Raw genomic sequence first — 26,287 nt, 5'->3', positions numbered from 1 at the left:
TATCTATATAATTAAAATATAAAATGTTTCACGTGAAACATTTTGCATTCTTGTATCACATAAGGTTTTATGATAAGATATTACCGGAGCATTGTATGAATACAGTATCAATAGAAAAAGCAGCGGAACTTTGCATTGAGCATAATATTATTTCAGGTTTTTTTTCAAAGCCGGCAAAAAAAGATTCACATATTCAAAAAATAAAATTAAGAAAAATAATGTTAAAAAATCAAGAACGATATCAATTAGAAATCTTTGAAGCCGCAAAGGTTTTTCATAAAAATCTTTTACCTCAAAATTTGCAGAAAGAACTTGAAGGTCTTTTTTTTGAATTTAAGATTGCAGAATTTAACTCTTCAAATAATCAACTTATTTTTTTGCAAAATAATAAAGGAGCTATTCATTTTACGACAAAACCGATAAAAAAAGAAAAACTTTTAAGTAAAGGGAATGCATTGATAAACGAAAGTTTTGAACACAATAAGCAAAAAGAATATATTTTAACCACTTCCAAGATGCCGCTCTTTTTAAAAAAACTTAATTTTTTTACCGATGACGGAAAGATTATTCAAAGCAAATACCATAAATTCCGGCAGATAAATAAATATCTGGAATTTATAAAATCCGTTTTACCTGAACTAAAAGATATTTTAAAAGAAAAGAAAGAGCTGCAGATTGTGGATTTCGGCTGCGGTAAGGCCTATTTAAGTTTTGCCCTTTATTATTATTTAACTGAAATTGAAAATTTACCCGTTAAGATATGGGGCTTGGATCTAAAAGAAGATGTAATAGATTTTTGTAATAAATTAAGCCGGGAATGCCGTTTTGACAATCTTATCTTTGAAGTCGGAGATATAGGCCGATTTAAGCTTAATACGCCGCCGGATATGGTGATAAGCCTCCATGCCTGCGATACGGCAACGGATTTAGCTATAGCCAAGGCTGTCAAAAGCAACACAAAAATAATATTCGCAGTTCCATGCTGCCAACACGAGCTTAATACTCAAATTCGTAAAAACAGAAATAAGGTTATAAAGCCGCTATCTCCGATGCTTGATTACGGCATTATTACCGAAAAATTTGCTTCTTTACTTACGGATACGATTAGAGGAAAATTACTGGAATCGGAAGGGGATAAGGTAAGCGTTGAGGAATTTATTGAAACTGAACATACACCTAAAAACATCTTAATCAAGGCAGTAAAGCTTGATAATAAGGCAAAAAGTAAAACACTACTTATTGAAAAAGCAAAAAAAGAATTTAAAGAGATAAAAAAAGCTTTTTTAATTGAACCTTGTCTAGAAAAACTTTTAAATGAAAATGAATGCTGAGGTCTTTATGGTATACGAACATTTTGATAGTCCAATTGGAAAGATCCTAATTATTGCGGATAACTCCGGTCTAAAAGAATTAAGATTTATAAAAAAAGATTCCATTACAAATCTACCTGAACAAACTCAAGATAATTTTACAAAGGCCGTAAAAATATGCAAACAAGCCAAAGAAGAATTACAAAAATACTTTGAAAGAAGTTTAAAAGAATTTACAATACAACTTTCTCCTGAAGGTACGGATTTTCAAAAATCCGTGTGGAAAGAGCTTTGTAAAATTCCCTATGGAAAAACTCTATCCTATAAACAGATAGCAGAAAATTTAAACAATCCTAAATCTTGCCGAGCCGTAGGAAACGCTAATGGAAAAAATCCTATCCCGATTATAATTCCATGTCATAGGGTAATCTGCACAGGCGGAAAATTAGGCGGTTTTTCCGCAGGTTTGGATCGCAAAAGATTTCTTTTAAGTCTTGAGCAAAAAGAGTGTCAAATCGAATTAATTCCGCTTGTGGATAACTTGTGATAAACTTAGCTTAAAAATAAGCATAAAAGCAATGTTTCACGTGAAACATTTTTAGTTATAAAATAATCAAAAATAAGCCTAAAACAACCCTTTTGATGGACTTTTTAGAGTTTTATCACCTTTTTTCTTCCTTTTTCAAAAAAAAGATATCGATATAAAAAGATTTTATAAAATACTCCAATTTTTACTTGTGGATAACTTGTTTATTAAATTTGAATAACTGTGAATATATTGCTTTTTATTTATTTTTTTAATATGGATTTTTTTAGAGCTTTTAAAGCTTTTGCTAATTCGGGCGGAAGGGGTTTGTCCGGTTCTTCAGTTGTTTTTGGATTATCTTCTTCAATATCTATAGATAATAAGTTCTGATTAAGATTTTCAGATATATCAGAATTTCTCTTTAGTTCAAATTCGGGCTCAACAAAAATCGAAATATTTTTTACATCTAATGCCGGATAAAATTTTTTAAAATTGTATATGATTTTTTTCTTACGCATTAAAAGCTGCTGACTCCAGCCTGTATGCCCGGTTTTTATGACTGCCGTATCATTTTTTATATCATAAAGCTCGCAATATGCAGCCAATTTTTTATCACCTATGACTTTTTCCCATCCTTCAAAGACAGATAGGGCTTGCTCGTTATTAAGGTTCGAGGAAATTTCAGCCATTTCATTAAACTTTTGAGAAAAATTATCTACTATTTCTTTTGATGTCTTAAAAAGTTTCATGTTTTTTTACTCATAAAGATTTTAACTTAATACAATTTGCCCCAAGGCCTTTTCAAGTAAAATAATGATTTGCTGTGCAATAGTTCTATTTTCATTTTTTGCGGCGCAAGTAATTTTTCTATAAATATCTTCAGGACATTCTCTTACTTGCAATAACGGCATATCGCACCTCCTTACATACACTATACATCATTTTATATGACTAATCAATGTAAAAAGGTCGGCTTTTAAGTCTTTTAATTTCTTTTAAGCCTGTAAAATAATTATCTTCAATTCGCACCATTCTTAAAAAACAGCTCTGCATCTTTGAATTTACATTTATTCTTGTACTTATGTAAAATTTGTTTTTCCGCTTCTTCCATTAATGTCGTAGCAATTCCCTTTCTTTGGTACTTTTTTAAGACATTCAAATCTTTTATTTCAGGAATATTATTTTTATAAAAGAATGTGTATTCTGACTTCCATTGAATTATACAATATCCTGCAAATTTATTATTATCTTTAGCCAATAGAACATCAATTAAACCATTGTTTTGATCATACATATATTGGATATATTGCTCAATTGGTTTTTGCCATTGTTGTTCTTCAAAGCTTTTTGAAATTTCATAACAGTCATTTGCTGTTATTTTAGAAATGTTAATAATTCTTGTATCACTCATTTTTTATATATCTGTTTTAAGTGGTTACTTTTTTTGGTATTTACTACTAAAAAGGGCATTTAATTTAACTGCTAAAATATTTGCTTGTTCATTAAATACTTCATTTTTTGCTTGTTCAATAATTTTATCGTTAAAAAACTTATTTTTTTTCATTATCTTTGTTACAAGTCTATCAGAAGCAATTACTGCAGTCGTTTGGTTATCTATTAATGAAAATTCAACATCAGATTTAAATTCTATCTCTCCTTTTATAAATTGGGTGAATGACATCTCTGTTCTTGATTCTGAATAAAAGACTAAAGTATATTCACAAAGTGAGCGAATTCCAATTTGCTGAATATCATCAAAAGTTAATTTATTTGGTATCATTATTGATGGTACAGAAACAAATTTTTCTACTCCGTTTATTAAATTACTTTTTTTCATTATTTCAATAGAAAAATCTGCAGAATATGGACTTTGCTTATCTATAAATAAAATCGCTATAGAAACAATTTTATTTGGAGGAAATTTCGTTTCAAGGATTGTTGTTATCATTTCTTTTGAAAAAGCAGAATTACTCGTAACGATTTGTGTTTGGTTAAAGGAGCTTTCTCTTGTTCGAAAACTATCATACCCGGAGGTTGTACAGCTTGAAAGCATCATAATTAAGAGTGTTAAAAAAAGAACTTTACGAATAGCCATTTTATTCCCCTTCTCAGTAATATTTTTATATAATAATATCGCTTTTTGCACAAAAATACAAGGTTTTGAAACAATAATATTATATATAAAGACTATTGTTTATATCTGCAGAAGCAAAGTCTATAAGATTTTTTTCTATCCGTAAATTAATTTACGATCGCCAATGTTTATTGGAATTATTGTTTCATTTTCAATCTGAAAATCAATTGCTATCCTATATTGCATGTTTATAGAAATGGAAAATAACTCAAAAAATTTATGTAATCTTAATGAAGGATGATAAGGGTTTAATTCCATAAGTTCTAAAGTTTTCCGATATTGTTTTTGTAAATCAGGATGTTTTTTTAGGAATTTTTTTGCCTTTTCTTCATAGGATTCTGTAAAAATGATTTTATACACCGCTTACTCTCTTCATATGTTCAGATATCCCGTCGGTATAAAATTTGCCTGATGCTATATCAGCTTTTGTTTCTTTTATAGCATTTTCCAGTTCTAATTCACGCAATTTATTATATTCGGAAATTTTTAAAACTACATATTTATCTTTACCATGAACTGAAATAATTGCACTTTCATTTTTTTCTACTACAGAATCAATTAAACTTACACCCTTAACTTTTAACTCATTAGCAGTTATTGTCATATTCATATAATCACCCCGCACTATAAATAGTACTATTTATAGTGCGATTTGTCAATTTATAGTAATTTATAAAGATTTTTTCATAGGTTTCCATACTCATAATTACCATGTAATGTCAGGTTAAGGCGGATTTTATTTGATTTATTTGTTTGAGATAAGTTTTATAACTGCTTCTACAAGTTTTTGGTAGTTTTCTTCTGAAAATTTTTCAAATGTTTCTTTTAAAACAGAATTTATTTACAGCACCTAAAAGATGTATTATTGATACAGAATTTTTTGAGGCAACTTCCTAGTGGTTCTCCAAAATCAATTATTTATTACAGCACTTTTCTCTGCCCGATTGTTTTATAGCCTTTAAAAAAGATTTCGTTATTATAGATATTTTGCTTTGACATTAAAATATACTTCTATTAATTTCCATTACCCGTCCATAGGACTGTATGTTGAACTTCCGCTTGACTTGCAACAAGGCTTATCCGTAATATCAAGTTGAAACGGAAGTTATGCGAATATATTCTCATTCTCTGATATTTTGAAACCAATATTTCTTGTATGCTTAATTAAATCGGAATGAAACAAGTACATATCAGATTCCCAATCAACTTCATAGCTAATGACTACTTCCTTTAAATTTATTTTTTTCTTCAACGTGTTAAGTGTATTTTTAAGTTCACCAATTTCAGTTCTATAATTCTTACTATAATTTGATGGTAGTAAATGCCATATTAAGGCATTTTGAATAAACCGAGCTTCTGCTCTCTTATCGATATAATCAAGAAGTCCATTACTGGCAATGTAATTAATAAGTGTATCATTAATACTAATAAAATTAACTTGGAAAAGATTATAGTATATAAAAATATCATTTCCAAAGTTCTTATAGTTATATATTGCTCTCATCATACCTAAATGTGCTTTATCAAAGGGGCGGTCGAGTGGAAAATCAGTTTCTCCAACATAAACAATTTTAGATGAATTACTTAAATCAATCTTCAAGTAATCTGCCACATCATATATATACTGATGAATAACATCTTCACCAAACTGAAATACAATCTTGTTTTCAGTCACAACTATTTCATCAGGATATCGATCTTTTGCTAACATCTGATAGATTCTCGCAAAAGGTATTTTAATAACTCTTTCGACTTTTTTTTCATCCTTGAATAACGCTATTGTAAAATACTTTTTGTTGTACTGCTTTGGAATGAATCTAATTTTTTTTCGCACACAAATAAAATAAATCATTTCCCGATCAGAATAGTTTGTATATTTTAATTCGATATCACTTAAAACCTTTTTAATATTTTGATTATAAAATTCATCATTAAATATCAAGTCAAAACTGATTGGTTTGGTTTCAAGCAATCTAATGTTGATGGTATTTTCTTTTTCAGAAATAAGGCTGTCAAAAATTCCATATAAGGAACCTCGTAAATTATTCATTTTTTCCGCCAGAAGAGTCTACATAACATTGTTTTAAACCGCAAACCGGCTCGACCGGTTTGTCAGCTTTGAAAACAGTGTTAGCTATTGCTTCTTTTTTCTTTAGAAAAGTTTTTTTCCTGTTCGTCTCTTATAAGAGAATCAAAAGGATTATAACTTTCAGTTACCATTTTCAATTGTGGTCTTTCTGGTTTTTTTGAGGTATCCACAGAATTGACTGGTTTTTGAGTGTTATTTTTTTCTTTTTCATTACTCATTTTCCTCCTCCTTTAAATTATTAGTTATAGAATTGTCTTCATCATTTTTTATTGTTACAGGATTAGTTATTTTTATATTTGCTGTTTCTTTTAATAAAATATGAATATCATTCTCAATAGTTAACGGATCATTTATATGGATTGGAATCTTGCCATCTACAGAAAAAACTATAGGTCTATCTGAATTGATTTTTACAGCAGGAGAAATTGTTTCTGGTAGAAAAAATCTAAAACAAAATGTTATAGAAAATAAAATGATGTTTATAATAATTGATATAATTAGACTTCTATACATCTTAATCTTCTTTTCATTATTTTTTATATTTATCTGACTCCCATCTAGATAAAAATTATATAATGTCTCTCTAAGCTCACCTGTAACCAATTCACATATATTAGTCTTCCCCTGTGTTTTATAATATTCTATCAAGCGTTTTTTGTAATTATCTATATCGTTAGGATCTGCAATATATGCATAATCATATCCAATTTGATGACGAACAAAAAATATTATACAATTTATCAAAGCTAATATTGACAATACTAAAAAAAAATAAAATATTAGTAACAGTATCCTAGCACTATTGGATGGTGGGAGATTTCCGAAAAAATAAGCTAAAAAACCAAATAATACAGATATTAACCCTAGAGGTATCGAAATCATATTATTTAATTGATTTTTTCGTTCTTGCTCATATTCATATCTTTCTTTCACATAGTTATAAATGAAACTTTCTTCTAGCATTTTTATGTTCTCCAATAACAATATAATAACATCATATAGCTAACATTCTTTATGCCTATAATTATAATACCACAAAATACAACTTTTTACAATATGTTAATCTAATATTTTAGAGATTTTCAAACTGTTTAACTAAAAGAGGCTGCAATCAACAACCCCGATGCAGAGCATCGGGGCACAGTGCTCAATGTTTCGCACTGTATGTTCTTATAAGGAGGTTGCAGTCGGCTTTAATACCCTTCGTTACGACGCAAGCGTCGGGGTATTAAACCCTCCGCACGAATAAAATCAATTCTGTTTTAAGTCAGTCGATTTCAATCGGTTATGATTTTAATTCCATAGGTTCATATAATCTGAAAAATTATTTAAAAAAGGAGGGAAAAAAGACTTTTATGAAAATTGTATGTCTAATTTCTTTTTCTTTTTTGTGCAGTCTTTAAGATACAAATTGATTAAATTTTGATACGGTATTCCTGAATTTTCAGCCATATTTTTAAAATATGCAATAATATCGTCATCGAGACGTATTGTTATCTGCTTCTTTAGCCTATCAACATAAGAGTTTTTAATAGCTTTTGAAAAATCATATTCTTCTCTCATAATTGCCCTCCATAATATTTTCCTTAAACTTCTATCGTCCAATCCTCAATTAATAAACCTTCGACTCTTGAAAACTCCCCGACATTGTGTGTTATCAATGTTCCGCTATAAAAAAATACTTCACATTGCCTCCAGCTTTGTATCAGCAGAAAAATCAGGTTCAGCGGATATATTCATTTCGATATCTTTGCCGCTTCCAAAATATTGCCAGATATTTTTTTTGTTTGAGTCATCTCTAAGGTCGAAAGGAAGACCATTAACTGCAACCGTTTTTTTCATAAAAATCCTGATAGCTGTAGATAAATCCAGTCCGTAATGATTATAGATATTAGTAACTTCATCTTTTAGAGCTTCATCAACTCTGACTTGAACAAGTGCTGTATTTATCCCTCCTTTTTTAAGTATTTACTATACATACATTTGTATTAATATTGTATATTTAAATAGCCTGTTTGTCAATTTATAGTAATTTATAAAGATTTTTTTCACTGCCCTGTAATACGATTTTGTTCCATAACTTTTTTATAATCAAAGTTATGTTCACGCGCATAGCTGATAAATTTTTTTTCTTCTTCCGTTACCCTAATCTGAAATTTTAAGGGCGAGCCTAGTTTTTGTTTTCTACCGGCTCCGGGTCTTTTACCTCCATGCCCAAAATGAATTTCATAATAATTATCACCTGACAATTCTTTATATTCCGCCTCAGAAATTATCTTTTCATCAAATTCTACCTGTGATTTTAACTTTTTAACGACAAATCCTTCCGTATCTTTTACAAAAACATAATCCATAGCTATTTTCCTTTCAATCTAGTTTTAGCAAGCCTTATTACATCATCAGGTGCTCTACGGCTTTTTTTTACATATATTAACCCTATAAGAATAATCGCATTTTCTTTATATTTAAACAAAGCTCTAACATCATTACTTTTAATTTCAAAAATTCCGTTTCTTAAAAATCTACGTTTTACGAATTCTATGCCGATAGTTTCAATATCTCTATCTAATATTTTTCTTTGAATATCTGTTAATTCTAAATATTCTTTTTCTGCTTCAGGAATTTTCTGTACTTTAAACTTCATATTATGATTATACAGTATTTTTCTTGATTTTGTCAACAAATTCATTTTTTGAAAGATTAAGTCAGGTGTTAATTTATTTAATATTATCAAAAGAATTTTATTAACTTATTACCACAGAATTAATAGTAAAATTTGATTCGTTATCCGTGTTATAGACATCGGTATTACAGGTGCTTTAATCTGTAAATGGATTTAAAAACTATGTTAGGCGTTCATTTGTTTATTAATATCATTTAACCAATCTTTAACCTTTTGAATTTGTTCTTCACGAGAGAGTTTTTGTGCAAGAATTTCTTTGTCTAAATCTAAGTCATCTATGATTATGTTATTACAATAGTCTTTCTCTTTCTCAAAACAAATTTTTTCGTAATCTTTTACTGAATGTTGTAAAACTTCAAAAAGAATTTTAGAAATAAAAGATTTATCATTTGGAATTACACCAAACCAAAAATGTGCTTTATTATCTTCATTGTTCTTTTTATTAACATACCAGCCATTTCCATCTGCATAAATATATCTCTTTTCATCCAAAACATAAGTACCATTAAGCTCAGATTCTTCAAAAGCCTGCCTCAAAATATCGTTAAAATTGTTTTGCTCACTTTTTATCCTTGAAATATCAAATTTTAATGCTTGAAATCCTTCCATATCGTTATCCTCCATAAATTTTCTAAATTGTTTAACTAACTCATCCTGCGATTGAGCTAGAATTTTATAAATATCCGACCATTTCTTTTGATGATCTGAGTTTATACTTTCTGTTGATAAGTCAAATTTTGTTAAACTATAGACTTCACAATTTGGTCTTTCATTTTTTAAGAGGTTATAATCATCTAACTGATCTTTGCAACTTATGTTTGATTCATGTAGACCAGAATCTACTTTAACTTCAATAAAAACATGTTTGTTGCTATCTGTTTTAATATGTATATCTGGTATTAACTTACAATTGTGGTTATTATTTTTAATGTAATGTGTAACTTGTGTTTCAATACTAATTTTTTCGCTTTCATTAATACCAAAAAGCTGTAATATTTTGTCACCTATCCTTTTGTCGCACTCAAGAAGATGCTCAATTAACCAAACTAAAGCCTCTGTACAAAAATTTTCCAATGGTGTAACAAACTCTGTCATTTTATACTTACATAGTTGAATAAATAAGTTATGTTTCATATTCTTTCTCCAATCCAATTTTAAATTCATTAGATTTTGTATGATAGTACCAGATAGCATAATCTGCCTAACAGTTTCCCTATCATATATTTAATAAAAATGGACTTTTATTTAGTATCCGAAAAATCAAATTTTTTGCTATTTTTTTATACCAATCATATGTACCATTGCTAATATTAGAATGTATTCTTGCTATTGGAAATTCTATTATGTCTTTTTTATTAGCTAAAAGTTGATTATTTTTCAATTCATTTAACAAATAATTACGCATCGGATCTTTATCACTTCTTATAGCTAAGACTAGATTATTAATTAAACTCCCTTCTTTTTTACACTCATCAATAAAATTTATTAAATTATCTATTTGTTGTTTCTGGTCAGAAGACGAATTGAGTATAAAATAGTTTCTATTCTTGTCTTTAGCTAAAGCTAAATAATCTTTTCCGTCTTCTCCATTAGGCTGTTCTTTTATTATATTAAGCATAGGTTTAATTGAACAAAACAAACTTGTTTTTCCCGCATTGCTATGACCACCAATAAATAAAACATTCATTTTTTCATCTCTACTTTGCAATTATATAATTTTTCATCCCATCCGGTATTAATATCTCAGGATGTTGTCTAATACGCCCTCTTCCACCAAATTTACTTAGCTGTTTAACTTCATCGTATACATAATTTGATAAATCGAGCAAACAAATATCATTATTTTTATTTTCTTTAACACAAGAAACGATTGAATGTGTAAAATGTCCACCTACATCTTCAGATTCTTGTGCATACTCATATTCTCTTGCAGCTGTAAATATTGCAGTACTTCTATTCTTTAATGTTCTCACTACAATATTATTGTCAATGCCACCAGACTGGCAGGTATCAATAAGTATAAGTTTTCTTCCATGAATATTTGTTACTTGTAAGATATCATTAACATTCAAGCAACCATTCAAATTTGGATGCAAACCATCCAAATCCACAAACACATCTTTTGGCAAAATGTAAAAACTTCCATTGACTGAAATGCCATGGGCTGCAACGAAAAATACAGCAATATCATTAGGGGCCATTTTTTCAAAAAAAGCCATATTTTCTTTTATGGTCTGTTTGGTAGGTTTTAGAGCAGAATCATCCGAAAGTTGTAACACATGTATTTTATTATATGTTTTTCCTTTTTGAGACTTAAATATTTCTATAATTTTATTTGAATCAGAAACAGCATTTTTTAAGTCTATCAATCCGCTACCATTATTTGGTCTATTCTTGGGTAAACTATCATAATCATTGATTCCAATTGCATATATCCACAAATCGGGTTTTGTTTTACGTATCATTTCATTAGATGTCAAATTTATTGTCTTCATTCCATAACATGCTTCATTATCTGCAAGCACTTCAATAAGATTTTCACCATGTTCTAAGTCAACCTCTATTTCAAAATTCAAGAAATTTGAAGCTTTGTCTTTGGGTACAATTGATGTATCTGATACTGCTATTTTTTCACCTTTTGCTTTTGACAATTCAGAAAAACTAAGCATTCTGCCATTGATAAAGATTTGAACAGAATCTAATGGATACTTCAAAGCAGGATCTAAGACAGTAACTGATAATTTTGCAACTGTGCCTGTTAATTTCTCTTCTACTTTTACAATTGGAGGAGCTACATTCAATTTTAAGTCCCCAAAGTACCTTACTATGTTAGGGTCTTTCTCTCCTCTACTTCTGGCTTCCAACACTTCTGGATGATAATAAGCTTTGCTAAACTGATTCAATCCTAATGCCTTAAATCCATATCTAACATTTAAATGCTCATCTCCATGTGCAGAAGCATTATAATATCCATCTGGAGTAATACTTACCCATTCACCGTCATCAAACATTGTCGTTGTGTAGATAATAGCAGTATTTTCACCATCTATTCTGTAGATTTGTATGTTTTGGTTTGCCCCACTTTCTACATAATATTTCCTACAACTCGAAAAGCAACCATGAGATGATGAAGGATCTACTCTATCTCCATTTGCTCTATAAGGCAGCATCTTTAAGGATCTTAAGAAATCAATTTTTTCCAAATCTACTTCACCATTGGCAATAATAAAAGATTCTTGTCCGGATTCAATTGCTAACTGTAAATTACTATCCATCTTTTTTATATACCTTAAAGATTTTGCATCATATAGTGAACGATCGCTGAAAATAAACTGACTATATAGAGAAAATCTAAAACTTTCGCCTTGTCCTTCAAAATCTTTTAGTAATACTTTTTTTTTCAAATCATATAAACAGCTATGTGTTTTTCCAGTATAATCCACCCAATTTATTATTACTCTGTCATCTGAACTTACTGACCAAACTCCAATATGACCTTTGACTTCTATCTTAAAAACTTCAGCAAAATCTATCAAAGATATAACTGAAAGTTCGTGTCTAGTTTGTCCGATTCCAATATATTTGCCATCGCTACTTGAAATTTTATAATCATTAGAAAATTATTGAATATATCCGTTAGTGGAAAATAACTTTACAATGTCAAAATTATTTCTATCTAAAATAATGTAAGAAGTACAGGTATAAGGATAAAACTGTTCACTTTCCAAACAAAATATATATTTTCCATCATCTGATAGTTGAATATAACAAATAGAGTTTTTAAAATCATCATCAAAAACTTTTTCAACTATACCAGTATAAATATCAATAGTAAAGAGGTTTTTTCTTCCAAAAGAAGTTAAAAACACATCTTTTTCTGGTAACTACACTACAGGATTACGTAGTGTAGTTGCAGTTTTATCTGAATAAATCTTAATTTCTTCAGCATCAAGTAGTAATATATTCAAAAATAATGAAAAAATAACACATGAAGCCTTTAATTTTCTGTTAGTCATAAAAATACATCTCTCTGTATTTAGATGATTTTTAAGGAGACTCTAAAACCCAATTTGTCTAGAGTCTCTCCTTAAAAAGTATATTTCTAGTTTGTATAAACCTCAAAAGTTGCATTATATTTCGCATTGTTTTTTATGATAACTCTAAAAGTACCTGTCCATTTAGGAAAAAATGAACAATAAGCACTTTCTGTAGCACTTTCATCGTATACAATCAAATTTCCATTTTCATCATAAACATATAGGTCTAAATCAGCACCATCCATGGAGTGAACAGCAACTTCTGCAGGTCTTCCTCCATCAAAATACCAATCATAATATGTAGTTCCTCCGTTAGCATAAGCAAAACTAGCCGAATATAAGGCACCACCGCTTGCTCCTCTAGTAACAGTTTTTAAAGCTTTTTCTATGTCATCAGCCCATGCTAACATAGTTTTATCTTTACCAGCAAATTTTCTAGCATCTTTTACTAGTTCATTAGGAATAAAAGTCTTTTTTGATCCATTAGCATCTTTTCCTTTTTTTCCTTCTTGTTTAGCTGTTACTTTTGCTGGTTGTTTAGGAATTTGTGCTAAAATTTCAGTAGCTTGTAATAGTGCTGACGCTGATTCATTTGAATATCCGTAGTCTGCCAGCTCATAAGCTAATTGAATGGTCTTTATGTCACTATTCTCAATAATGACGTCTTTTACTCCCTTAGGACCCAACTTGGCTAAAAGACATTGTTCCTAAAAATAACAGACCTACAAAAACAGTTAATCTTTTTTTCATAAAATCCTCCTACGATTTTATTTTTTAGTCTAAATAAATGTTATAGATTGAATTTACAAAAATTTTTCCTATAACACTACTTATATCTATGTATAAACGATACCACAAAACACACATTTTTACAATCCACCAATTAAAAATTTTACATATTTTAGAGATTTCTAGCCCCTCTCCACACTAAACTTCCCATCTTCAACAAAAAATATTTTGGTGTTCTCTTTCTGGTAGTTTTTGTAGGGTTCACCGGGGAGGAAGGTACAGAAGAGTTGTTCGTAGGGGGGGAGGAGTTCCATGAATTTTTGGCGTTTTTCGGGGTCGAGTTCTAGAAGAATATCGTCCATCAAAAAAATAGGTTTTCGGTCGGTTTTTTCGGAATAGATTTTAGCTTGAATCATTCTTAAAACAAGGGAGATAAGCCGCCTTTGGCCGTTTGAGGCTCTTTCGGTAAAGGGCTTTTTGTCTTTTATAAAATGGATGCGGTCACGGTGGGGGCCTGTAGAACTTGTCCTATCAATCAGATCGTTTTGGCGTTTTTCTGCAAGCAAGATTAGCAAATCTTCTTCACTTTCTACTTTAATGGAAGGACGGTAAACCATTTCTACACCGGAAACGCCGCTTATTTCTTCATAGATTAAAGAAAAATGCTTTGCATACTCTTCTACAATGTTTTTTCTTTCATTTGTGATTAAAAGAGCAAGGAAAGCAAAAATTTCATCTATTGAATCTAAAAGAGAAGCCTTTTTTTGTTCCAAAATTACATTTCTTGATTTTAGAGCCTTTGAATATTTTACTAAAACTTCTATAAAGTCGGAATTGCACAATGAAACCGATTGATCTATAAAAAACCTTTTCCTTGAAGGAGTTCCAACGGCAAATTCTATATCGTCCCCATGAAACAAAATACAGGGAATAGTGCTTATCAATTCCTTAGAATTTTTAATTTTTTTAAAATTCTTTTGAATGTCTTTTTTTTTATCTTGAATTATTATGGAAATAGTATGGCTTATTTGATCGGTTTCTTTATAAAGAGCCCTTATGCTGAATTCTTTTTCATCTTTTGTACATATCTGAGCTAAAGAGCGGGTTCTAAAAGAAGTTCCATAAGAAGAAACATAGAGAGCTTCTAAAAAATTAGTCTTCCCCTGTCCGTTTTTTCCTACTAAAAAAACTTCAGGGGAAGAAATATCTACTGTAGCATTTTCCAGATTTCTAAAATTATAGAAAGAGGCGGAAAGAAAGGGCACTTATAACCTTACTCCGTCTGCATAGGCATTATTATATGGAAAAAGTCTTCTTCAGGTTCAGGTTTTAAGGTTATAGCCTTCATAGCTTCGGTAAATTCTACCTTTATTCTGTCTGAAGTGATGGTCTTTAAAGGATCTTCTATGTAAACATAGTTTAAGGCCAGCATAACTTCTTGACCGTCATATTTACAAGGAATTTCTTCGCGTGCGCTTCCTATTTCATTTTCTTGAGAAGAAATAATAAGAGAACCGGGAAGAATGTTTAAAAATATTCTTCTTGTTTTTAATTCTACCAAAAGAGAAACTCGTTTTAAGGCTTCTATAAATTCCGTTCTTGAAACTTCAAAAGAAAGGTTTTGATTTTCAGGGATTACTCTTTCATAATTGGGGAATTGACCGTCAATCAAAACAGAAGAGAATTTATAAGAATTAAAATTAAAGAATATGTTTTTTTCACCGATTCCTACTTCTATATTTCCTTCATCAGATGCTCTTTTGTTTATGATGTTTAAAATTTTAGGAGGAACAATTACTCCTTTAAATTCGGGAATAGGTATTCCGAAATTTTTCTTGATATGAGCAAGACGCCTTCCGTCAGTTGCAACAAAATATAAGGTATCTTCTTTGTTTTCGATATAAACACCATTCATAAAATAGCGTGTTTCATCATCTGAAACCGAAAAAATAGTTTGATGAATCATTTCTTTAAATTCTTTTGTAGGAATATTAAAGAAGTTTACATTTGTGGGTTCCGTAAAGGCAGGGAAGTCGTTTTCAGGTATTGTTTTAAGTTGAAATTTTGCCTTTTTTACTATCGATTTTATCGTGAGTTTTTGATCTTTTTGTTCTATTTCTACTTCACCTGATGGCAAAGATGAAAGAATACCTGCGAATTTGTCGCAAAAAACAGTTGTTGACCCTTCTTCGATTATGTTTACGGGTATTTTTGTTTCAAAGCTGACCTTTATATCGGTGGCCTTTATCGTAAGGCTGCCGTCTTTAACCGATAACAATACATTTGAAATAATCGTTAGAGCCGTTTTTGTAGCGATAATTTCCTGAGCAATGGATATTTCTTTTAAAAGAGTGTCTCTGTCAAAACTTATTTTCATTTTTTCTCCTTATATCTTTTATAATAATTAGTAGTTATAGTAGTAAGCCATGTGAATTTGTTGATAAGTTACTTAATTCTATATTGGATATGGAATTAAAATATTTATAAGTCCGTAAAATTATAAACACCTTATTACTGATTATACATCAATAAAAAAGTTATCCACAAAACTTAATCATATATTAACATATATTCTAAAAAAAATACAGAGGTTATACAGTCAAAATATGGTGTTTTATTTTGATTTTTATGTTATAATCTATAATTATGGAAAATACAAGTACTTTAATAGAAATAATAAATGCCGATATTACAAAATTAAAAGTAGATGCTGTCGTAAACGCTGCAAATACTACTCTTTTAGGAGGAAGCGGTGTTGATGGAGCTATTCATGCCGCTGCAGGACCTGAATTATTAAAAGAATGCAGAACCTTAAAGGGCTGTAAAACAGGGGAAGCTAAGATAACGGGAGCTTATAAACTTCCTTCAAAATATGTGATTCATACTCCCGGCCCTGTTTATGAGGACGGAAAAAAAGGAGAACCGGAACTTTTAGCTAATTCTTATAGGTCTTGTTTGAATTTAGCTTTTGAATACGGCTGTAAATCCATAGCTTTTCCTTGTATAAGTACCGGAGTTTATGGTTATCCTAAAGAAGAAGCTGCAAAAATAGCCTTAAATGAGATTTCCTCGTTTTTAAAAGAACATAAGGATTGTATGAAGGTTTTTATCGTTTGTTTTGGAAAAGAAAATGAGGAGATTTATAAGAAAATAATGGAAAATTATACTACATAAAAAGCTCTACGTATTTCGCAAAAACAAATATTCTATTTCGTGAATATCCTGTACGTTCTTTTAGTATATTCACTCCGATAAAGGCATCTATTAAGCTATTGGCTGTTTTGGCTGTAATTTTCATTTCTTTTTGGAGGGCAGTACTTGTAATAACGGGACTATGAAAAAGGAAATATAAAAATTCATTTGCCGTTTTGGTACATTTACCAAGAGAAAGCAGCTTGTTTTTTTCCAAATCGGTTTTTAGCTCAATTATTTTCTTTAAGGTTTGTGCCGAATTTTCGGCAGTTTGACTTATTCCCTCTAAAAAATACTTTATCCATTGAGACATATCATTTTTTGTCCGCACAAAGGTGAGGTTATCATAATAAAGGGTTTTATTTTTTTCAAAAAAATCGGAAAGATATAAAAGCGGTTTTTGTAAGACCTTACTGTGTACCAAGTTTTAAGCTGCCGGATTTAAAGTCTTTTATATCCATTTTTTCTCCTAATGGACTTATTTTAACATAAATTTATCAAAATAGCAAGTTATAATTTACTTTAATGACGATTTTCGACGTATTTTCATGCTTGACAATAAAATTTCTTTATTTTACGGAAGTCTATTTAAGGAAATTTATTTAAATGCCGACGAAGACTTCGACAATATGCTTTATTTTATCCAAAACAGATTCTTTTTTCTTCTCTCTTGCTCCGTGACGGCGTGATGTAGGCGGTATAATGCGATCCAGTTCATCTCCTGCATATTCTACATAACCCTTTCCTATGGCTTTTTCTATAAACCTCCTCGATTCTTCTTTTAATTTTTCTTCTTCGACTAAATTTTTAATCTTATTTTCTTTTTCCTTTTTTGCAAAAGTGTAAAAGTTTTCAAGTATGTCATCGGTGTTTTTTAATTCGGATAATTTAGTCTTGTTTATAAAGTCCATAATCAATTCTTCTTTTGCTCTAGTGCCTAGACTTGATCTTATAACCCTGCGAACTTCTGATTTTAAATTTTCAATATCATCATTTCCTTTTGATTTTTCAAAAATCAAAGCCAAAATATAATCCAAATTTATTTCATCCGTTTTAAGTAAATCAATTTGGAATTCTATATCTGAAAAATCAATATACTCTCCGCCGATTTTATCGTGCCACTGCGAATTTAAAATGGCTTCTCTGATATCAACATAGACACTTTTCATATCCTGCATTTGTCTTTCGGAGATGATTCTTTCAAAGTTTTCAAATTCGTCAAAGTTTCTGAGGATATTTTCAGCTTGCAATAGTTCGCCAAAGAGCCTGACAAATTCTTTTTTATCCGATTCGCGTACAATTTCAGTAGGATCGGGAAATTCGGTTATGAGTTCATTACATATTTCTATATACCCTTTTATAACTGCTCCGGTTTCTTCATCGGTAAAACCACGGATATATTCTGAATAACTTTTTTCCAAAATAATATTTACACTGTTTTCATCGCCGAAAGTTTTGATGGCATCTTGCGTTGCTTTTTCCAAGTCTCTAAAACAGACAATATTTCCAAAGGTTTTTACCGTATTCAGTATACGGTTTGTTCTTGAATAGGCTTGAATAAGACCGTGGAATTTAAGATTTTTGTCTACAAATAATGTATTTAATGTCGGGGCATCAAAGCCGGTTAAAAACATTCCGACCACAATAAGCAAATCTATTTTCTTCTCCTGTACTTTCAGCGATAAATCTTTATAATAGTTTTGAAACTCATAGCCGTTTGTTGAAAAGTTTGTTTTGAAATATCCGTTATAATCCGCGATAACCTTGTCTAAAAATTCTTTTGAAGTAGAATCCATCGCGGATACATCAAAATTTTCTTCGGATATTTCGCCGATAGCTGCTTGCTCTTCATTGGCTGCAAAACTGTAAATAGTTGCGATTTTTAATTTTTTTTCTTCGGATAAATTTTTCTGCTGTTTTTGAAACTCTTCATAATATAATTTTGCCGCTTCAATGCTTTGTACGGCAAACATAGCGTTAAAACCGTTTAATCTTCTATGCTTTAAATCATAATACTCGTTTCTATGTGTCTTTGTATCGAATACTTTTAAAATATGCTTTGTTATTTCTGCTATCCGCTCAGGATGAAGCAGCATCTTTTTTTCCAACGCAGCTAATTTTTTTTCGTCTTCTTCTTTTTCTGCAGTTTTAAATTTTGGTGTAATGTTATTATAGTCAACTTTGAATTTTAAAACCTTTCCGTCACGGATTGCATCCGTAATAACATAACTGTGGAGCTGAGCTCCGAATATTCCCGATGTAGTATCGCCTCCAAAAGAATTTTCGGGGAATATAGGAGTTCCCGTAAAGCCGAATTGATAATGCTTTTTAAAAGATTTTCTTATATTTTTTTGTGCTTCCCCGAATTGAGAGCGATGACATTCATCAAATATAAGAACACAATGCTTATCATAAATTTCGTGTGAAGGATTTTTTTTGACAAATTCATTCAATTTTTGAATTGTGGTAACGACAATTCGGTTGTCATCTTTTTCAATGGATTCTTTGAGTTTTTTTGTATCTTTGCTTCCGTTTACACTGTCCTTTTGAAATCTTTGATATTCCTTCATGGTTTGGTAATCCAAATCTTTTCTGTCTACTACAAAAAATACCTTACCGATAAAGTCCAGTTTTGTTGCAAGCCGTGCAGCTTTAAAAGAGGTAAGCGTTTTGCCTGAACCTGTTGTATGCCAAATAAAACCGCCTGCTCCTTGCTTTCCTGCTTTTTTTGCTTCATAGCTTGATTTTATTTTCCATAAAATCCGTTCGGCTGCTGCAATTTGATAAGGCCTCATAATGAGGAGGGTGTTATTAACATCGAATACGCAATACTTTGTAAGAACTTCAAGGATAATCCGTTTTTCAAAAAAGGTTTTTGTAAAATCTTCCAAATCCCGAATAATCCTGTTTTTTGCATCCGCCCATTCACAGGTAAATTCATAATTATTTTTATTTTGGGCTGTGGTATTTGCAAAATATCTGGTATATGTTCCGTTGGAAATAACAAAAATTTGTACATATTTATATAGGGAATTGTTGCTGTTAAAGCTTTCTTTACTGTATCGGTGGATTTGATTAAAGGCTTCGTGGAGATTTACGCCGCGTTTTTTTAATTCAATATGCACAAGAGGTAAGCCGTTTATCAATATAGTTACATCGTAGCGGTTGCGTCTAGTTCCTTCTCCAACAACCTGATTTATTACCTGTAAAAAATTATTATGAATATTTTTTTTGTCGATGATTTTTATATTTTTTACATGCCCATCATCAAAGATAAAATCATAAACATGATTTTCTTGGACTTTGCGGGTTTTTTCGATCATACCATCGTTTGGAGCATCCAAATATTCCTGTAAAAAACGATTCCATTCTTCCAATGAAAATGTAATACCATTTAATTTTTCAATTTGGATTTTTAAATTTGCATATAAGTCTTCATTTGATCTTATTGCAAGTCTTTCATAGCCTTGCGAAACCAAATTATCAATCATAGTTTGTTCAAGTTCTGCCTCGCTTTGATATGATGTCTCTTCTGCATATAAGCCTTTTTCAAAATGGGCTAAGATAATTCCATTGGTCATTTCGGCTATGGTAGATGTACCATATTTTATACTGTCTTCAGGCATTTAAATTACTCCTTCCATTTATATGTTTTTTTAAAATTATTGAATAAAACGTCCAATAAATTTTTTTCATATTGCTTTAGTTCTTTTGCTTCTAAATCTGATATTTTGTTATGTGAAAATAAATTAATAAATCTTACATATGCTTTTTTATCTTCTTCAGACATCTTTTCAATCGCAATCAAATCACCCAACTATTATAACCGAGAAAAGTTGCGGTTTTCTCTAATAAATTTCTAAATAGCATAAAATGGTATCGCTCAATTTTATTATTATCAATTGCTTCTTGAATTATTTTTTTGATAAATAAGTGATATCCAAATGGTGTATCATTTTGCTTATTAAGCAAATATCTATTATTATCATTTTTTTGTAATAAACAATATTCTTTTTTATTATCTGATATATTTCTTTCGCTTTTAAATTCATTAAATAATACATTGTAAAATAATGCATGATGTGTTGTGATTATAAACCTTAATTCATCATTTTTTGAATTAGCTATTACCTTACTCAGAGAAATAGCCAGATGTATTAGATTATTATCATCTAAAGAAGATACAGGATCATCTATAAAAATATACTGAATAGAATTGAATTCATCTGTACTTCTATCACTGATTTCGTCAATATTTAGTTCAGATATAATCGTTTCCATTAGGACAAAAAATACAGTCCAAATAAAAATACTTTCTTCGCCTTTAGAAATCTTTATATTTGGGATAGCTTTTTTATCTCCTGTCGGTAAACTAAAGGTAATCTCTCCGGTACTTATATTTATATCTGGTTCAATTTTTGAAAAGGTAAATTCTTTAAATCTTTTTACTATTTCGGTTTCTTTTCCCTGTCTTTCTATAAGGTCAATAAATTCGGAGTTTTTATTAATCTTTAATTTTCTTTCATTATCATTCTCTAAATCATTATCCCAAAAAAATAAATCCTGTGTAAATGCATTGTAATATATTACATGTTTAATTGCTTCATCATATTTTACCTCATTGACCAAGTCTTTGAAGTCCATAGATAATCTGGTTTTTCCTGTACCATTAAAAGCATATAGTAAAGTAATCTTTTTATTTGAATCTTTTATTCTTTGAGCTATTTCTGTTAAAGAATTATATTCTTCCATGTTTTCTCTCTCTCTCTCTCTCTCTAATTTGGTTTAGGAAAATTTAGTAATTTTTCCCGATAATATTCATATTGTTTTTTTCTTTGTTCAATTTTTTTCGGCAGCCCTTCCGAAATATTATGTGCCAATGTATCGAATTTATCAAGGATTGATACGATGTATTTCTGAACAGCGAGAGAGGGGAGGGGGATTGAAAATTTTTTCAAAATCTCTTTGTTAAGACCTCCTCGGCTTCCATCACCTGATGAAACATTTCTTAATTTATTATATTGCCCCTCTAAATAATAATAAAGATAATCATTATTTAGATATTCATTAGGTATTAATGTTGCTAAAGATTGATTTGTAGAAAGTTCTATTTTTATTCTTGCTACCATTCCTCTTGTTTTTCCTTGACCGGCTAATGCAACTACTGTTGAATTGGCCGGAACTAATGTTGCACTTGAATTATCATAACCTTTTTTTGTGATAAAATCATTAGTGCTATATATTATTTTTTTATTTACTTCACCACTACTCATCCAAGGAATATTACCATTTTGCCAATACTCATTTTTTGTTCTATCAGGTGTTCCTCCGAGTACAATATCAGAAACATTTTCTAACTTTTTCCATTCTACACCAAAAAGTTTTATACCCGCAATATCCGCCGCCTCTTTTAATAAAACAAAGTAATCATTTGATATTAGCTGTCTGCTGTCTGCTGTCTGCTGTCTGCTGTCTGCTGTCTGCTGTCTGCTGTCTGCTGTCTGCTGTCTGCTGTCTGCTGTCTGCTGTCTGCTGTCTGCTGTCTGCTGTCTGCTGTCTGCTGTCTGCTGTCTGCTGTCTGCTGTCTGCTGTCTGCTGTCTGCTGTCTGCTGTCGCAATTATCACATTTTACGAAAAATGTCAAGAGCTTTTCCCGATAATATTCATATTGTTTTTTTCTTTGTTCAATTTCTTGAGGGAGTAAGCCTTTTGTGTCTTCAACTAATGATTGGAATTTATCTAATATTTGTACTACTTTATTTTGGAGTTCTAACGGAGGTAAGGGTATTATAAACTTTTCCATATCATCGCCGTGGATGCGTATTAGCTTTGTACCAGTTACTCTTTTCTCTTTTTGCTTTTGAAATTCTACTGTTTGAAAATAATAAGCAATGTATTTGGAATTTTCATTTGTAGTATAACTATACATATCCCCCGAAAATCCGATTTCTTCATCACCAAGCCAAACGACACTTTTGCCTACATCTTCTATGTTTTCCGAAGTTGTAGCAATTAGGATATCTTTCGGCTTTGCTTTTTTAAGTTTTGAAAATAGTTCATCACATACAAACGATAGAGTCTTTTTTGTTTCAAATCCGAATTTAGTATAAATTTGTCCATAATGAATGACCGGTTTCCCTTGGGGTATAAAATCACTTTTTTGCAGCCCATTACCTCTGGTAAATGTACCGACATCTCCCAGTGTGGTAAATCTAACTTTATAACCTTTATTTTCCACTCCATCTATCTTTTCAGAAATCTTATTTAAATACTTTTCACTTAACAGCATATCTCGATAATAAGAATATTGTTTGATTCTTGTTTGTAATTCTGTTTGTAATTCTGTAAAGGTATCAAGTATTTTTACGATTTTTTCTTGTGTTTGTAAGGAAGGGATAGGGATTTCTAAATTTTCTATTTCTGATTTAGCTATTGTTTTTCTAGTATTACCAAAAACTTTTTTTCTCATTTCCTTTCTAAAAATATCTGCTCTAAATAAATAATTCAAATAACAGGATGTCGTGAAATTTTTAAATTTCAATCTTATTCTCATAATATGATAAGAATATACCGTATTTTCAATTATTTCTTTTGCAACAGAGGACATAAAAATATCTTCTTCTGTTTCAGAACTTGGAGTAATAAATATATCTCCATATTCAATATTACATTGTTCTATTTTAGAAATAGGAGCAGTTACCTCCATATTTGGCGTGTTTTTATTAATGTATAAATTTTTATATACATCCATATAGTTTAGTAGTTTTATTGGAACTTCATCATGGTTTATTTTTTTATCAACTCCAGCTCCTGAAATTAACGCAACTTCTCCCAATCTCTTCCACTCAGCTTTTTCATTTTTCAACATTTCATCTATCTTATTCATTTTTTGTGCCGCCTTTTTTAGCAAGGATTTCGAGGCGTTTTAATTCATTTAGATAGTCTTTTTCTACTTGGCTAAAAGTTTTCATAGAGTATTTTTTGTACTCTGCTTCTACCCTGTTTTCCATCTGCGGCCTGGATACCGTTCCGCTGTCTGTTAAAAGATTTTCGCCTGCGGCTACAAGTATTTTGTCCACATGTTCTATCCAATCTTTCATTGTCATAGGAATTTCTTTTTGTGCTTGTCTTTCTGCAAAATCCAGATAACCGGATACTAAATTGTTTAAGCCTTTTAGTTCTTTTTCCGTAAGATAGTTTTTTGCCGTTTTAGCTTCTTTTAAGGTGGGTAGTTCTCCTTTAAATACGGTAAGCCCCATAAACTCTTTTTCGCTGTCTACCCGGCTGTAAATCAATTCGGATGCTGTGTTATTGTGTATTGCATAATGCATCTTGTTTTGTACGGTTGCAAAAAATAATTTGGCTTCTTCGGTATTCGCGTTATAGTCGATACTGGTGGCAAATAAATCCAAAACTTGCCTGTAAAAAACCTTTTCGCTTGAACGGATATCCCTGATTTTATCTAAAAGCTCTTTAAAGTAATTGCCGCCTCCAAGGTTTTTGAGTCTATCATCGTCTATCGAAAAACCTTTTATGATGTATTCTTTTAAACGTTCTGTAGCCCATCTTCTAAAATTCGTAGCAATTTTTGATTTAATCCTATAACCAAGCGAAATTATCATATCCAGATTATAAAATAGTATTTCTCTGGTAACAGTGCGATTGCCCTCTGTACGAACCTGTCGGAAATTCCGACAGGTTGAATCTTCATCCAGCTCTTTTTCTTCGTATATATTTTTAATATGTTCAACCACATTAGTTCTTGATGTTTGAAATAAGTCGGACATCTGTTGTTGTGATAACCAAACCGTTTCGTCAACAAAATGAACGTCTATTTTTGTTAAACCATCTTCCGTATTATAAATTAGAATTTCACCATTATCATTTTTTATTTCTTTATTCATTTTCAAGCTCCTTGACGATTTCGTTTATGGCAGCTCTCAGTTCATCTATCCTACTGACGGTTTCCGCGATTTCCCTATTCAGCACTTTAATGTCTATGATTTCTCTCGTATCTTCTTTTTCTACATAGGTTGAAACGGAAAGATTATAGTCATTTTCTTCGATTTCGTCTCTTTCGACATATCTCGAAAAATATTGTTTACCGCTTCTTTTTCTAAATTCTTCAACTATCGTACCTATGTTTTTTTCTTCTAAAATATTGTTGTTTGTCTCTTTTTTAAATTCTTTACTTGCATCAATAAATAAAATTTTATTTTCGGTTTTATTCTTTGCCATTACCAAGACACAGGTTGCTATCGAGGTTCCGAAAAATAAATTTTCAGGAAGCTGAATTACACAGTCTATGAAGTTATTATCCACCAGGTATTTTCGGATTGTTCTTTCTGCACCCTTGCGGTAAAAAATTCCCGGAAAACATACAATGGCTGCCCGTCCTTGACTGGAAAGATAACTCAAGGAGTGCATAATAAAGGCGTAGTCGGCGTAAGATTTCGGCGCCAGTTTTCCCGCCGGTGCATACCGCTCATCGTTTATAAGAGTCGGATCATCGTCGCCTACCCATTTGATGGAGTAGGGTGGGTTTGAGACGATTGCATCAAAGGGTTTTTCATTTTTGTGAAGGGGATTTAAAAGGGTGTCGCCCCGCTTAATAGAAAAATTGTTGTAGTTGACATTGTGTAAAAACATATTCATACGGGCAAGGTTAAAATTGGTCATGTTTATTTCCTGTCCGAAAAAGCCTTCGTCTATAATATGTTCGTCAAATTGTTTTTTCATTTGCAAAAGCAAGGAGCCGCTCCCGCAGGTCGGGTCATATACCTTGTTAATACTTGTTTTTCCGTCCATGACAAGCCTTGCTAACAGTTTTGATACCGTTTGCGGAGTAAAAAATTCTCCTCCCGATTTTCCCGCATTGCTTGCATAATTGGAAATCAAATACTCATAGGCATCGCCGAATGCATCGATATCGTTGTTTTTAAAATCTCCGAAATTGATTTCTGCAATTCCCGTTAATATATCTGTTAACCGCTTGTTCTTTTCGGCCACCGTTCCGCCTAGGCGATTACTTGTCGTGTCCACATCTTCAAATAAACCCTTTATATCGTCTTCTGAAGCAAAGCCGACGGCACTTCCTTCAATTGCTTTAAAGATATTAGCTAAATCGGTATTTAAATTTTCGTTATCTTTTGCTTTTGCTGCAACATTTTTAAATAGCTGACTTGGCAGGATGAAAAAGCCCTTGTCTTCTACGGTGTTCGGTCTAAAATCTGGATCAGCTTCTTTATCGGAAATCTTTGCATAGTCAAAATCAGTGTCCCCTGCTTCATGTTCTGCAGAGTTAAAAAAATCGGTCATGTTTTCCGATATAAATCGGTAAAAAAGAATTCCCAATATATATTGCTTAAAATCCCAACCGTCTACTGCTCCCCTTACATTATCTGCAATAGACCAAATTTTTCTGTGTAGCTCTGTTCTTTGTACTATTCCATTATTTGCTTTTGAGTGATCGGACATTCTCGCTGCCTTTTTATTAGTTTATTTTAAATTTTTTAATAAAATTTACCAACTATTATACAATAAATTTGAGAGAGTTCCAACTAGTGTATTTATTGTGTATTTTTTTA

General features: G+C 30.9%; 29 protein-coding genes and 1 pseudogene. 3 read left to right on the top strand and 27 right to left on the bottom strand.

The window, feature by feature from the left end; genetic code table 11:
• The first annotated feature begins 95 nt into the window (after window positions 1-95).
• Both HGJ18_RS11630 and HGJ18_RS11625 read left to right on the top strand, forming a co-directional pair.
• Window positions 96-1,331: a class I SAM-dependent methyltransferase gene (locus HGJ18_RS11630; RefSeq protein WP_253696673.1), complete on the top strand. Its 1,236-nt coding sequence runs from the start codon at window positions 96-98 to the stop codon at window positions 1,329-1,331.
• A 7-nt stretch (window positions 1,332-1,338) separates the two neighbouring features.
• On the top strand, window positions 1,339-1,857 hold the full coding sequence (locus HGJ18_RS11625) for a methylated-DNA--[protein]-cysteine S-methyltransferase (protein WP_253696671.1): 519 nt from the start codon (window positions 1,339-1,341) through the stop codon (window positions 1,855-1,857).
• A 242-nt stretch (window positions 1,858-2,099) separates the two neighbouring features.
• Here HGJ18_RS11625 and HGJ18_RS11620 read toward each other — a convergent pair whose 3' ends face one another.
• The 19 genes from HGJ18_RS11620 to dnaN all read right to left on the bottom strand — a co-directional run bounded on the left by HGJ18_RS11620 (window position 2,100) and on the right by dnaN (window position 15,885).
• Window positions 2,100-2,585 carry a DciA family protein gene (locus tag HGJ18_RS11620; RefSeq protein WP_253696669.1) on the bottom strand — a complete coding sequence of 162 codons (486 nt, stop codon included), beginning with the start codon at window positions 2,583-2,585 and terminating at the stop codon, window positions 2,100-2,102.
• A 21-nt stretch (window positions 2,586-2,606) separates the two neighbouring features.
• Window positions 2,607-2,747, bottom strand: coding sequence for a hypothetical protein (locus tag HGJ18_RS11615; protein WP_253696667.1), 141 nt, complete (start codon window positions 2,745-2,747; stop codon window positions 2,607-2,609).
• A gap of 107 nt (window positions 2,748-2,854) precedes the next feature.
• Window positions 2,855-3,247: a GNAT family N-acetyltransferase gene (locus tag HGJ18_RS11610; protein ID WP_253696665.1), complete on the bottom strand. Its 393-nt coding sequence runs from the start codon at window positions 3,245-3,247 to the stop codon at window positions 2,855-2,857.
• Window positions 3,248-3,271: 24 nt separating this feature from the next.
• Entirely contained in the window at window positions 3,272-3,931 is a 660-nt protein-coding gene (locus HGJ18_RS11605; RefSeq protein ID WP_010698375.1) for a hypothetical protein, read from the bottom strand.
• Between the two features lie 135 nt (window positions 3,932-4,066).
• Window positions 4,067-4,330, bottom strand: a complete 264-nt coding sequence (locus HGJ18_RS11600) for a type II toxin-antitoxin system RelE/ParE family toxin (RefSeq protein ID WP_253681220.1) — start codon at window positions 4,328-4,330, stop codon at window positions 4,067-4,069.
• Entirely contained in the window at window positions 4,323-4,580 is a 258-nt protein-coding gene (locus HGJ18_RS11595; protein WP_253696663.1) for a type II toxin-antitoxin system prevent-host-death family antitoxin, read from the bottom strand. The genes HGJ18_RS11600 and HGJ18_RS11595 overlap by 8 nt, the downstream gene beginning before the upstream one ends.
• Window positions 4,581-5,075: 495 nt before the next feature.
• Window positions 5,076-6,020, bottom strand: coding sequence for a hypothetical protein (locus tag HGJ18_RS11590; protein ID WP_253696661.1), 945 nt, complete (start codon window positions 6,018-6,020; stop codon window positions 5,076-5,078).
• Between the two features lie 80 nt (window positions 6,021-6,100).
• Complete coding sequence (locus tag HGJ18_RS11585) at window positions 6,101-6,277, bottom strand: hypothetical protein (protein WP_253696660.1); 177 nt, start codon at window positions 6,275-6,277, stop codon at window positions 6,101-6,103.
• Window positions 6,270-7,022 carry a hypothetical protein gene (locus HGJ18_RS11580; RefSeq protein ID WP_253696658.1) on the bottom strand — a complete coding sequence of 251 codons (753 nt, stop codon included), beginning with the start codon at window positions 7,020-7,022 and terminating at the stop codon, window positions 6,270-6,272. The genes HGJ18_RS11585 and HGJ18_RS11580 overlap by 8 nt, the downstream gene beginning before the upstream one ends.
• Window positions 7,023-7,412: 390 nt before the next feature.
• Window positions 7,413-7,622, bottom strand: coding sequence for a CopG family antitoxin (locus HGJ18_RS11575; protein ID WP_253696657.1), 210 nt, complete (start codon window positions 7,620-7,622; stop codon window positions 7,413-7,415).
• A gap of 120 nt (window positions 7,623-7,742) precedes the next feature.
• Complete coding sequence (locus HGJ18_RS11570) at window positions 7,743-8,009, bottom strand: type II toxin-antitoxin system RelB/DinJ family antitoxin (protein ID WP_301338942.1); 267 nt, start codon at window positions 8,007-8,009, stop codon at window positions 7,743-7,745.
• A gap of 98 nt (window positions 8,010-8,107) precedes the next feature.
• Window positions 8,108-8,413 carry a hypothetical protein gene (locus tag HGJ18_RS11565; RefSeq protein ID WP_253696655.1) on the bottom strand — a complete coding sequence of 102 codons (306 nt, stop codon included), beginning with the start codon at window positions 8,411-8,413 and terminating at the stop codon, window positions 8,108-8,110.
• A gap of 2 nt (window positions 8,414-8,415) precedes the next feature.
• Window positions 8,416-8,703 carry a type II toxin-antitoxin system RelE/ParE family toxin gene (locus HGJ18_RS11560; protein ID WP_253696653.1) on the bottom strand — a complete coding sequence of 96 codons (288 nt, stop codon included), beginning with the start codon at window positions 8,701-8,703 and terminating at the stop codon, window positions 8,416-8,418.
• A 204-nt stretch (window positions 8,704-8,907) separates the two neighbouring features.
• The gene (locus HGJ18_RS11555) at window positions 8,908-9,876 is read right to left on the bottom strand and encodes a hypothetical protein (RefSeq protein WP_253696651.1); all 969 of its coding nucleotides are present in this window, start codon (window positions 9,874-9,876) and stop codon (window positions 8,908-8,910) included.
• Between the two features lie 82 nt (window positions 9,877-9,958).
• Window positions 9,959-10,429 (bottom strand): hypothetical protein, encoded by a 471-nt coding sequence (locus HGJ18_RS11550; RefSeq protein ID WP_253696649.1) that lies wholly within the window; start codon window positions 10,427-10,429, stop codon window positions 9,959-9,961.
• A 10-nt stretch (window positions 10,430-10,439) separates the two neighbouring features.
• Window positions 10,440-12,278 carry a caspase family protein gene (locus tag HGJ18_RS11545; RefSeq protein WP_253696648.1) on the bottom strand — a complete coding sequence of 613 codons (1,839 nt, stop codon included), beginning with the start codon at window positions 12,276-12,278 and terminating at the stop codon, window positions 10,440-10,442.
• A 566-nt stretch (window positions 12,279-12,844) separates the two neighbouring features.
• Window positions 12,845-13,465, bottom strand: a complete 621-nt coding sequence (locus HGJ18_RS11540) for a hypothetical protein (protein ID WP_253696646.1) — start codon at window positions 13,463-13,465, stop codon at window positions 12,845-12,847.
• Between the two features lie 225 nt (window positions 13,466-13,690).
• Window positions 13,691-14,773: a DNA replication/repair protein RecF gene (recF, locus tag HGJ18_RS11535; RefSeq protein ID WP_253696644.1), complete on the bottom strand. Its 1,083-nt coding sequence runs from the start codon at window positions 14,771-14,773 to the stop codon at window positions 13,691-13,693.
• A gap of 8 nt (window positions 14,774-14,781) precedes the next feature.
• Entirely contained in the window at window positions 14,782-15,885 is a 1,104-nt protein-coding gene (gene dnaN, locus HGJ18_RS11530; RefSeq protein ID WP_253696642.1) for a DNA polymerase III subunit beta, read from the bottom strand.
• A 269-nt stretch (window positions 15,886-16,154) separates the two neighbouring features.
• On the opposite strand from dnaN, the gene HGJ18_RS11525 reads away from it, so the two are divergent.
• Complete coding sequence (locus tag HGJ18_RS11525; RefSeq protein WP_253696640.1) at window positions 16,155-16,682, top strand: O-acetyl-ADP-ribose deacetylase; 528 nt, start codon at window positions 16,155-16,157, stop codon at window positions 16,680-16,682.
• Here HGJ18_RS11525 and HGJ18_RS11520 read toward each other — a convergent pair.
• From HGJ18_RS11520 to HGJ18_RS11485, 8 genes and pseudogenes are all read right to left on the bottom strand, one after another.
• Window positions 16,675-17,124 (bottom strand): annotated as a pseudogene (locus HGJ18_RS11520) (Fic family protein); the annotation flags it as partial. The gene HGJ18_RS11525 and the pseudogene HGJ18_RS11520 overlap by 8 nt on opposite strands.
• A 178-nt stretch (window positions 17,125-17,302) precedes the next feature.
• Window positions 17,303-20,326, bottom strand: a complete 3,024-nt coding sequence (locus tag HGJ18_RS11515; RefSeq protein ID WP_253696637.1) for a type I restriction endonuclease subunit R — start codon at window positions 20,324-20,326, stop codon at window positions 17,303-17,305.
• A gap of 5 nt (window positions 20,327-20,331) precedes the next feature.
• The gene (locus HGJ18_RS11510) at window positions 20,332-20,517 is read right to left on the bottom strand and encodes a hypothetical protein (protein ID WP_253696635.1); all 186 of its coding nucleotides are present in this window, start codon (window positions 20,515-20,517) and stop codon (window positions 20,332-20,334) included.
• Window positions 20,505-21,452 carry an ATP-binding protein gene (locus tag HGJ18_RS11505; protein ID WP_253696634.1) on the bottom strand — a complete coding sequence of 316 codons (948 nt, stop codon included), beginning with the start codon at window positions 21,450-21,452 and terminating at the stop codon, window positions 20,505-20,507. Before HGJ18_RS11505 ends, HGJ18_RS11510 begins: the two co-directional genes overlap by 13 nt.
• A 23-nt stretch (window positions 21,453-21,475) precedes the next feature.
• Window positions 21,476-22,087 carry a restriction endonuclease subunit S gene (locus tag HGJ18_RS11500; protein WP_301338941.1) on the bottom strand — a complete coding sequence of 204 codons (612 nt, stop codon included), beginning with the start codon at window positions 22,085-22,087 and terminating at the stop codon, window positions 21,476-21,478.
• Window positions 22,088-22,137: 50 nt separating this feature from the next.
• Window positions 22,138-23,586 (bottom strand): restriction endonuclease subunit S, encoded by a 1,449-nt coding sequence (locus HGJ18_RS11495; protein ID WP_253696630.1) that lies wholly within the window; start codon window positions 23,584-23,586, stop codon window positions 22,138-22,140.
• Window positions 23,579-24,604, bottom strand: a complete 1,026-nt coding sequence (locus HGJ18_RS11490) for a virulence RhuM family protein (RefSeq protein ID WP_253696629.1) — start codon at window positions 24,602-24,604, stop codon at window positions 23,579-23,581. Before HGJ18_RS11490 ends, HGJ18_RS11495 begins: the two co-directional genes overlap by 8 nt.
• Window positions 24,597-26,177, bottom strand: a complete 1,581-nt coding sequence (locus HGJ18_RS11485) for a type I restriction-modification system subunit M (protein ID WP_253696627.1) — start codon at window positions 26,175-26,177, stop codon at window positions 24,597-24,599. Before HGJ18_RS11485 ends, HGJ18_RS11490 begins: the two co-directional genes overlap by 8 nt.
• Between the last annotated feature and the right edge of the window lie 110 nt (window positions 26,178-26,287).

The organism is Treponema denticola (assembly GCF_024181405.1).
Taxonomy (GTDB): Bacteria; Spirochaetota; Spirochaetia; order Treponematales; family Treponemataceae; genus Treponema_B; species Treponema_B denticola_D.
This window is presented reverse-complemented; position numbering and strand designations above follow the sequence as displayed.

Coding starts and splice junctions, on each gene's coding strand:
- HGJ18_RS11555 (WP_253696651.1), bottom strand. CDS start 9,876: ATGAAACATAACTTATTTATTCAACTATGTAAGTATAAAATGACAGAG.
- HGJ18_RS11595 (WP_253696663.1), bottom strand. CDS start 4,580: ATGAATATGACAATAACTGCTAATGAGTTAAAAGTTAAGGGTGTAAGT.
- HGJ18_RS11610 (WP_253696665.1), bottom strand. CDS start 3,247: ATGAGTGATACAAGAATTATTAACATTTCTAAAATAACAGCAAATGAC.
- HGJ18_RS11620 (WP_253696669.1), bottom strand. CDS start 2,585: ATGAAACTTTTTAAGACATCAAAAGAAATAGTAGATAATTTTTCTCAA.
- HGJ18_RS11615 (WP_253696667.1), bottom strand. CDS start 2,747: ATGCCGTTATTGCAAGTAAGAGAATGTCCTGAAGATATTTATAGAAAA.
- HGJ18_RS11575 (WP_253696657.1), bottom strand. CDS start 7,622: ATGAGAGAAGAATATGATTTTTCAAAAGCTATTAAAAACTCTTATGTT.
- HGJ18_RS11625 (WP_253696671.1), top strand. CDS start 1,339: ATGGTATACGAACATTTTGATAGTCCAATTGGAAAGATCCTAATTATT.
- HGJ18_RS11515 (WP_253696637.1), bottom strand. CDS start 20,326: ATGCCTGAAGACAGTATAAAATATGGTACATCTACCATAGCCGAAATG.
- HGJ18_RS11585 (WP_253696660.1), bottom strand. CDS start 6,277: ATGAGTAATGAAAAAGAAAAAAATAACACTCAAAAACCAGTCAATTCT.
- HGJ18_RS11525 (WP_253696640.1), top strand. CDS start 16,155: ATGGAAAATACAAGTACTTTAATAGAAATAATAAATGCCGATATTACA.
- HGJ18_RS11560 (WP_253696653.1), bottom strand. CDS start 8,703: ATGAAGTTTAAAGTACAGAAAATTCCTGAAGCAGAAAAAGAATATTTA.
- HGJ18_RS11505 (WP_253696634.1), bottom strand. CDS start 21,452: ATGGAAGAATATAATTCTTTAACAGAAATAGCTCAAAGAATAAAAGAT.
- HGJ18_RS11590 (WP_253696661.1), bottom strand. CDS start 6,020: ATGAATAATTTACGAGGTTCCTTATATGGAATTTTTGACAGCCTTATT.
- HGJ18_RS11605 (WP_010698375.1), bottom strand. CDS start 3,931: ATGGCTATTCGTAAAGTTCTTTTTTTAACACTCTTAATTATGATGCTT.
- HGJ18_RS11630 (WP_253696673.1), top strand. CDS start 96: ATGAATACAGTATCAATAGAAAAAGCAGCGGAACTTTGCATTGAGCAT.
- HGJ18_RS11580 (WP_253696658.1), bottom strand. CDS start 7,022: ATGCTAGAAGAAAGTTTCATTTATAACTATGTGAAAGAAAGATATGAA.
- HGJ18_RS11485 (WP_253696627.1), bottom strand. CDS start 26,177: ATGTCCGATCACTCAAAAGCAAATAATGGAATAGTACAAAGAACAGAG.
- HGJ18_RS11495 (WP_253696630.1), bottom strand. CDS start 23,586: ATGAATAAGATAGATGAAATGTTGAAAAATGAAAAAGCTGAGTGGAAG.
- HGJ18_RS11550 (WP_253696649.1), bottom strand. CDS start 10,429: ATGAATGTTTTATTTATTGGTGGTCATAGCAATGCGGGAAAAACAAGT.
- HGJ18_RS11490 (WP_253696629.1), bottom strand. CDS start 24,604: ATGAATAAAGAAATAAAAAATGATAATGGTGAAATTCTAATTTATAAT.
- dnaN (WP_253696642.1), bottom strand. CDS start 15,885: ATGAAAATAAGTTTTGACAGAGACACTCTTTTAAAAGAAATATCCATT.
- HGJ18_RS11565 (WP_253696655.1), bottom strand. CDS start 8,413: ATGGATTATGTTTTTGTAAAAGATACGGAAGGATTTGTCGTTAAAAAG.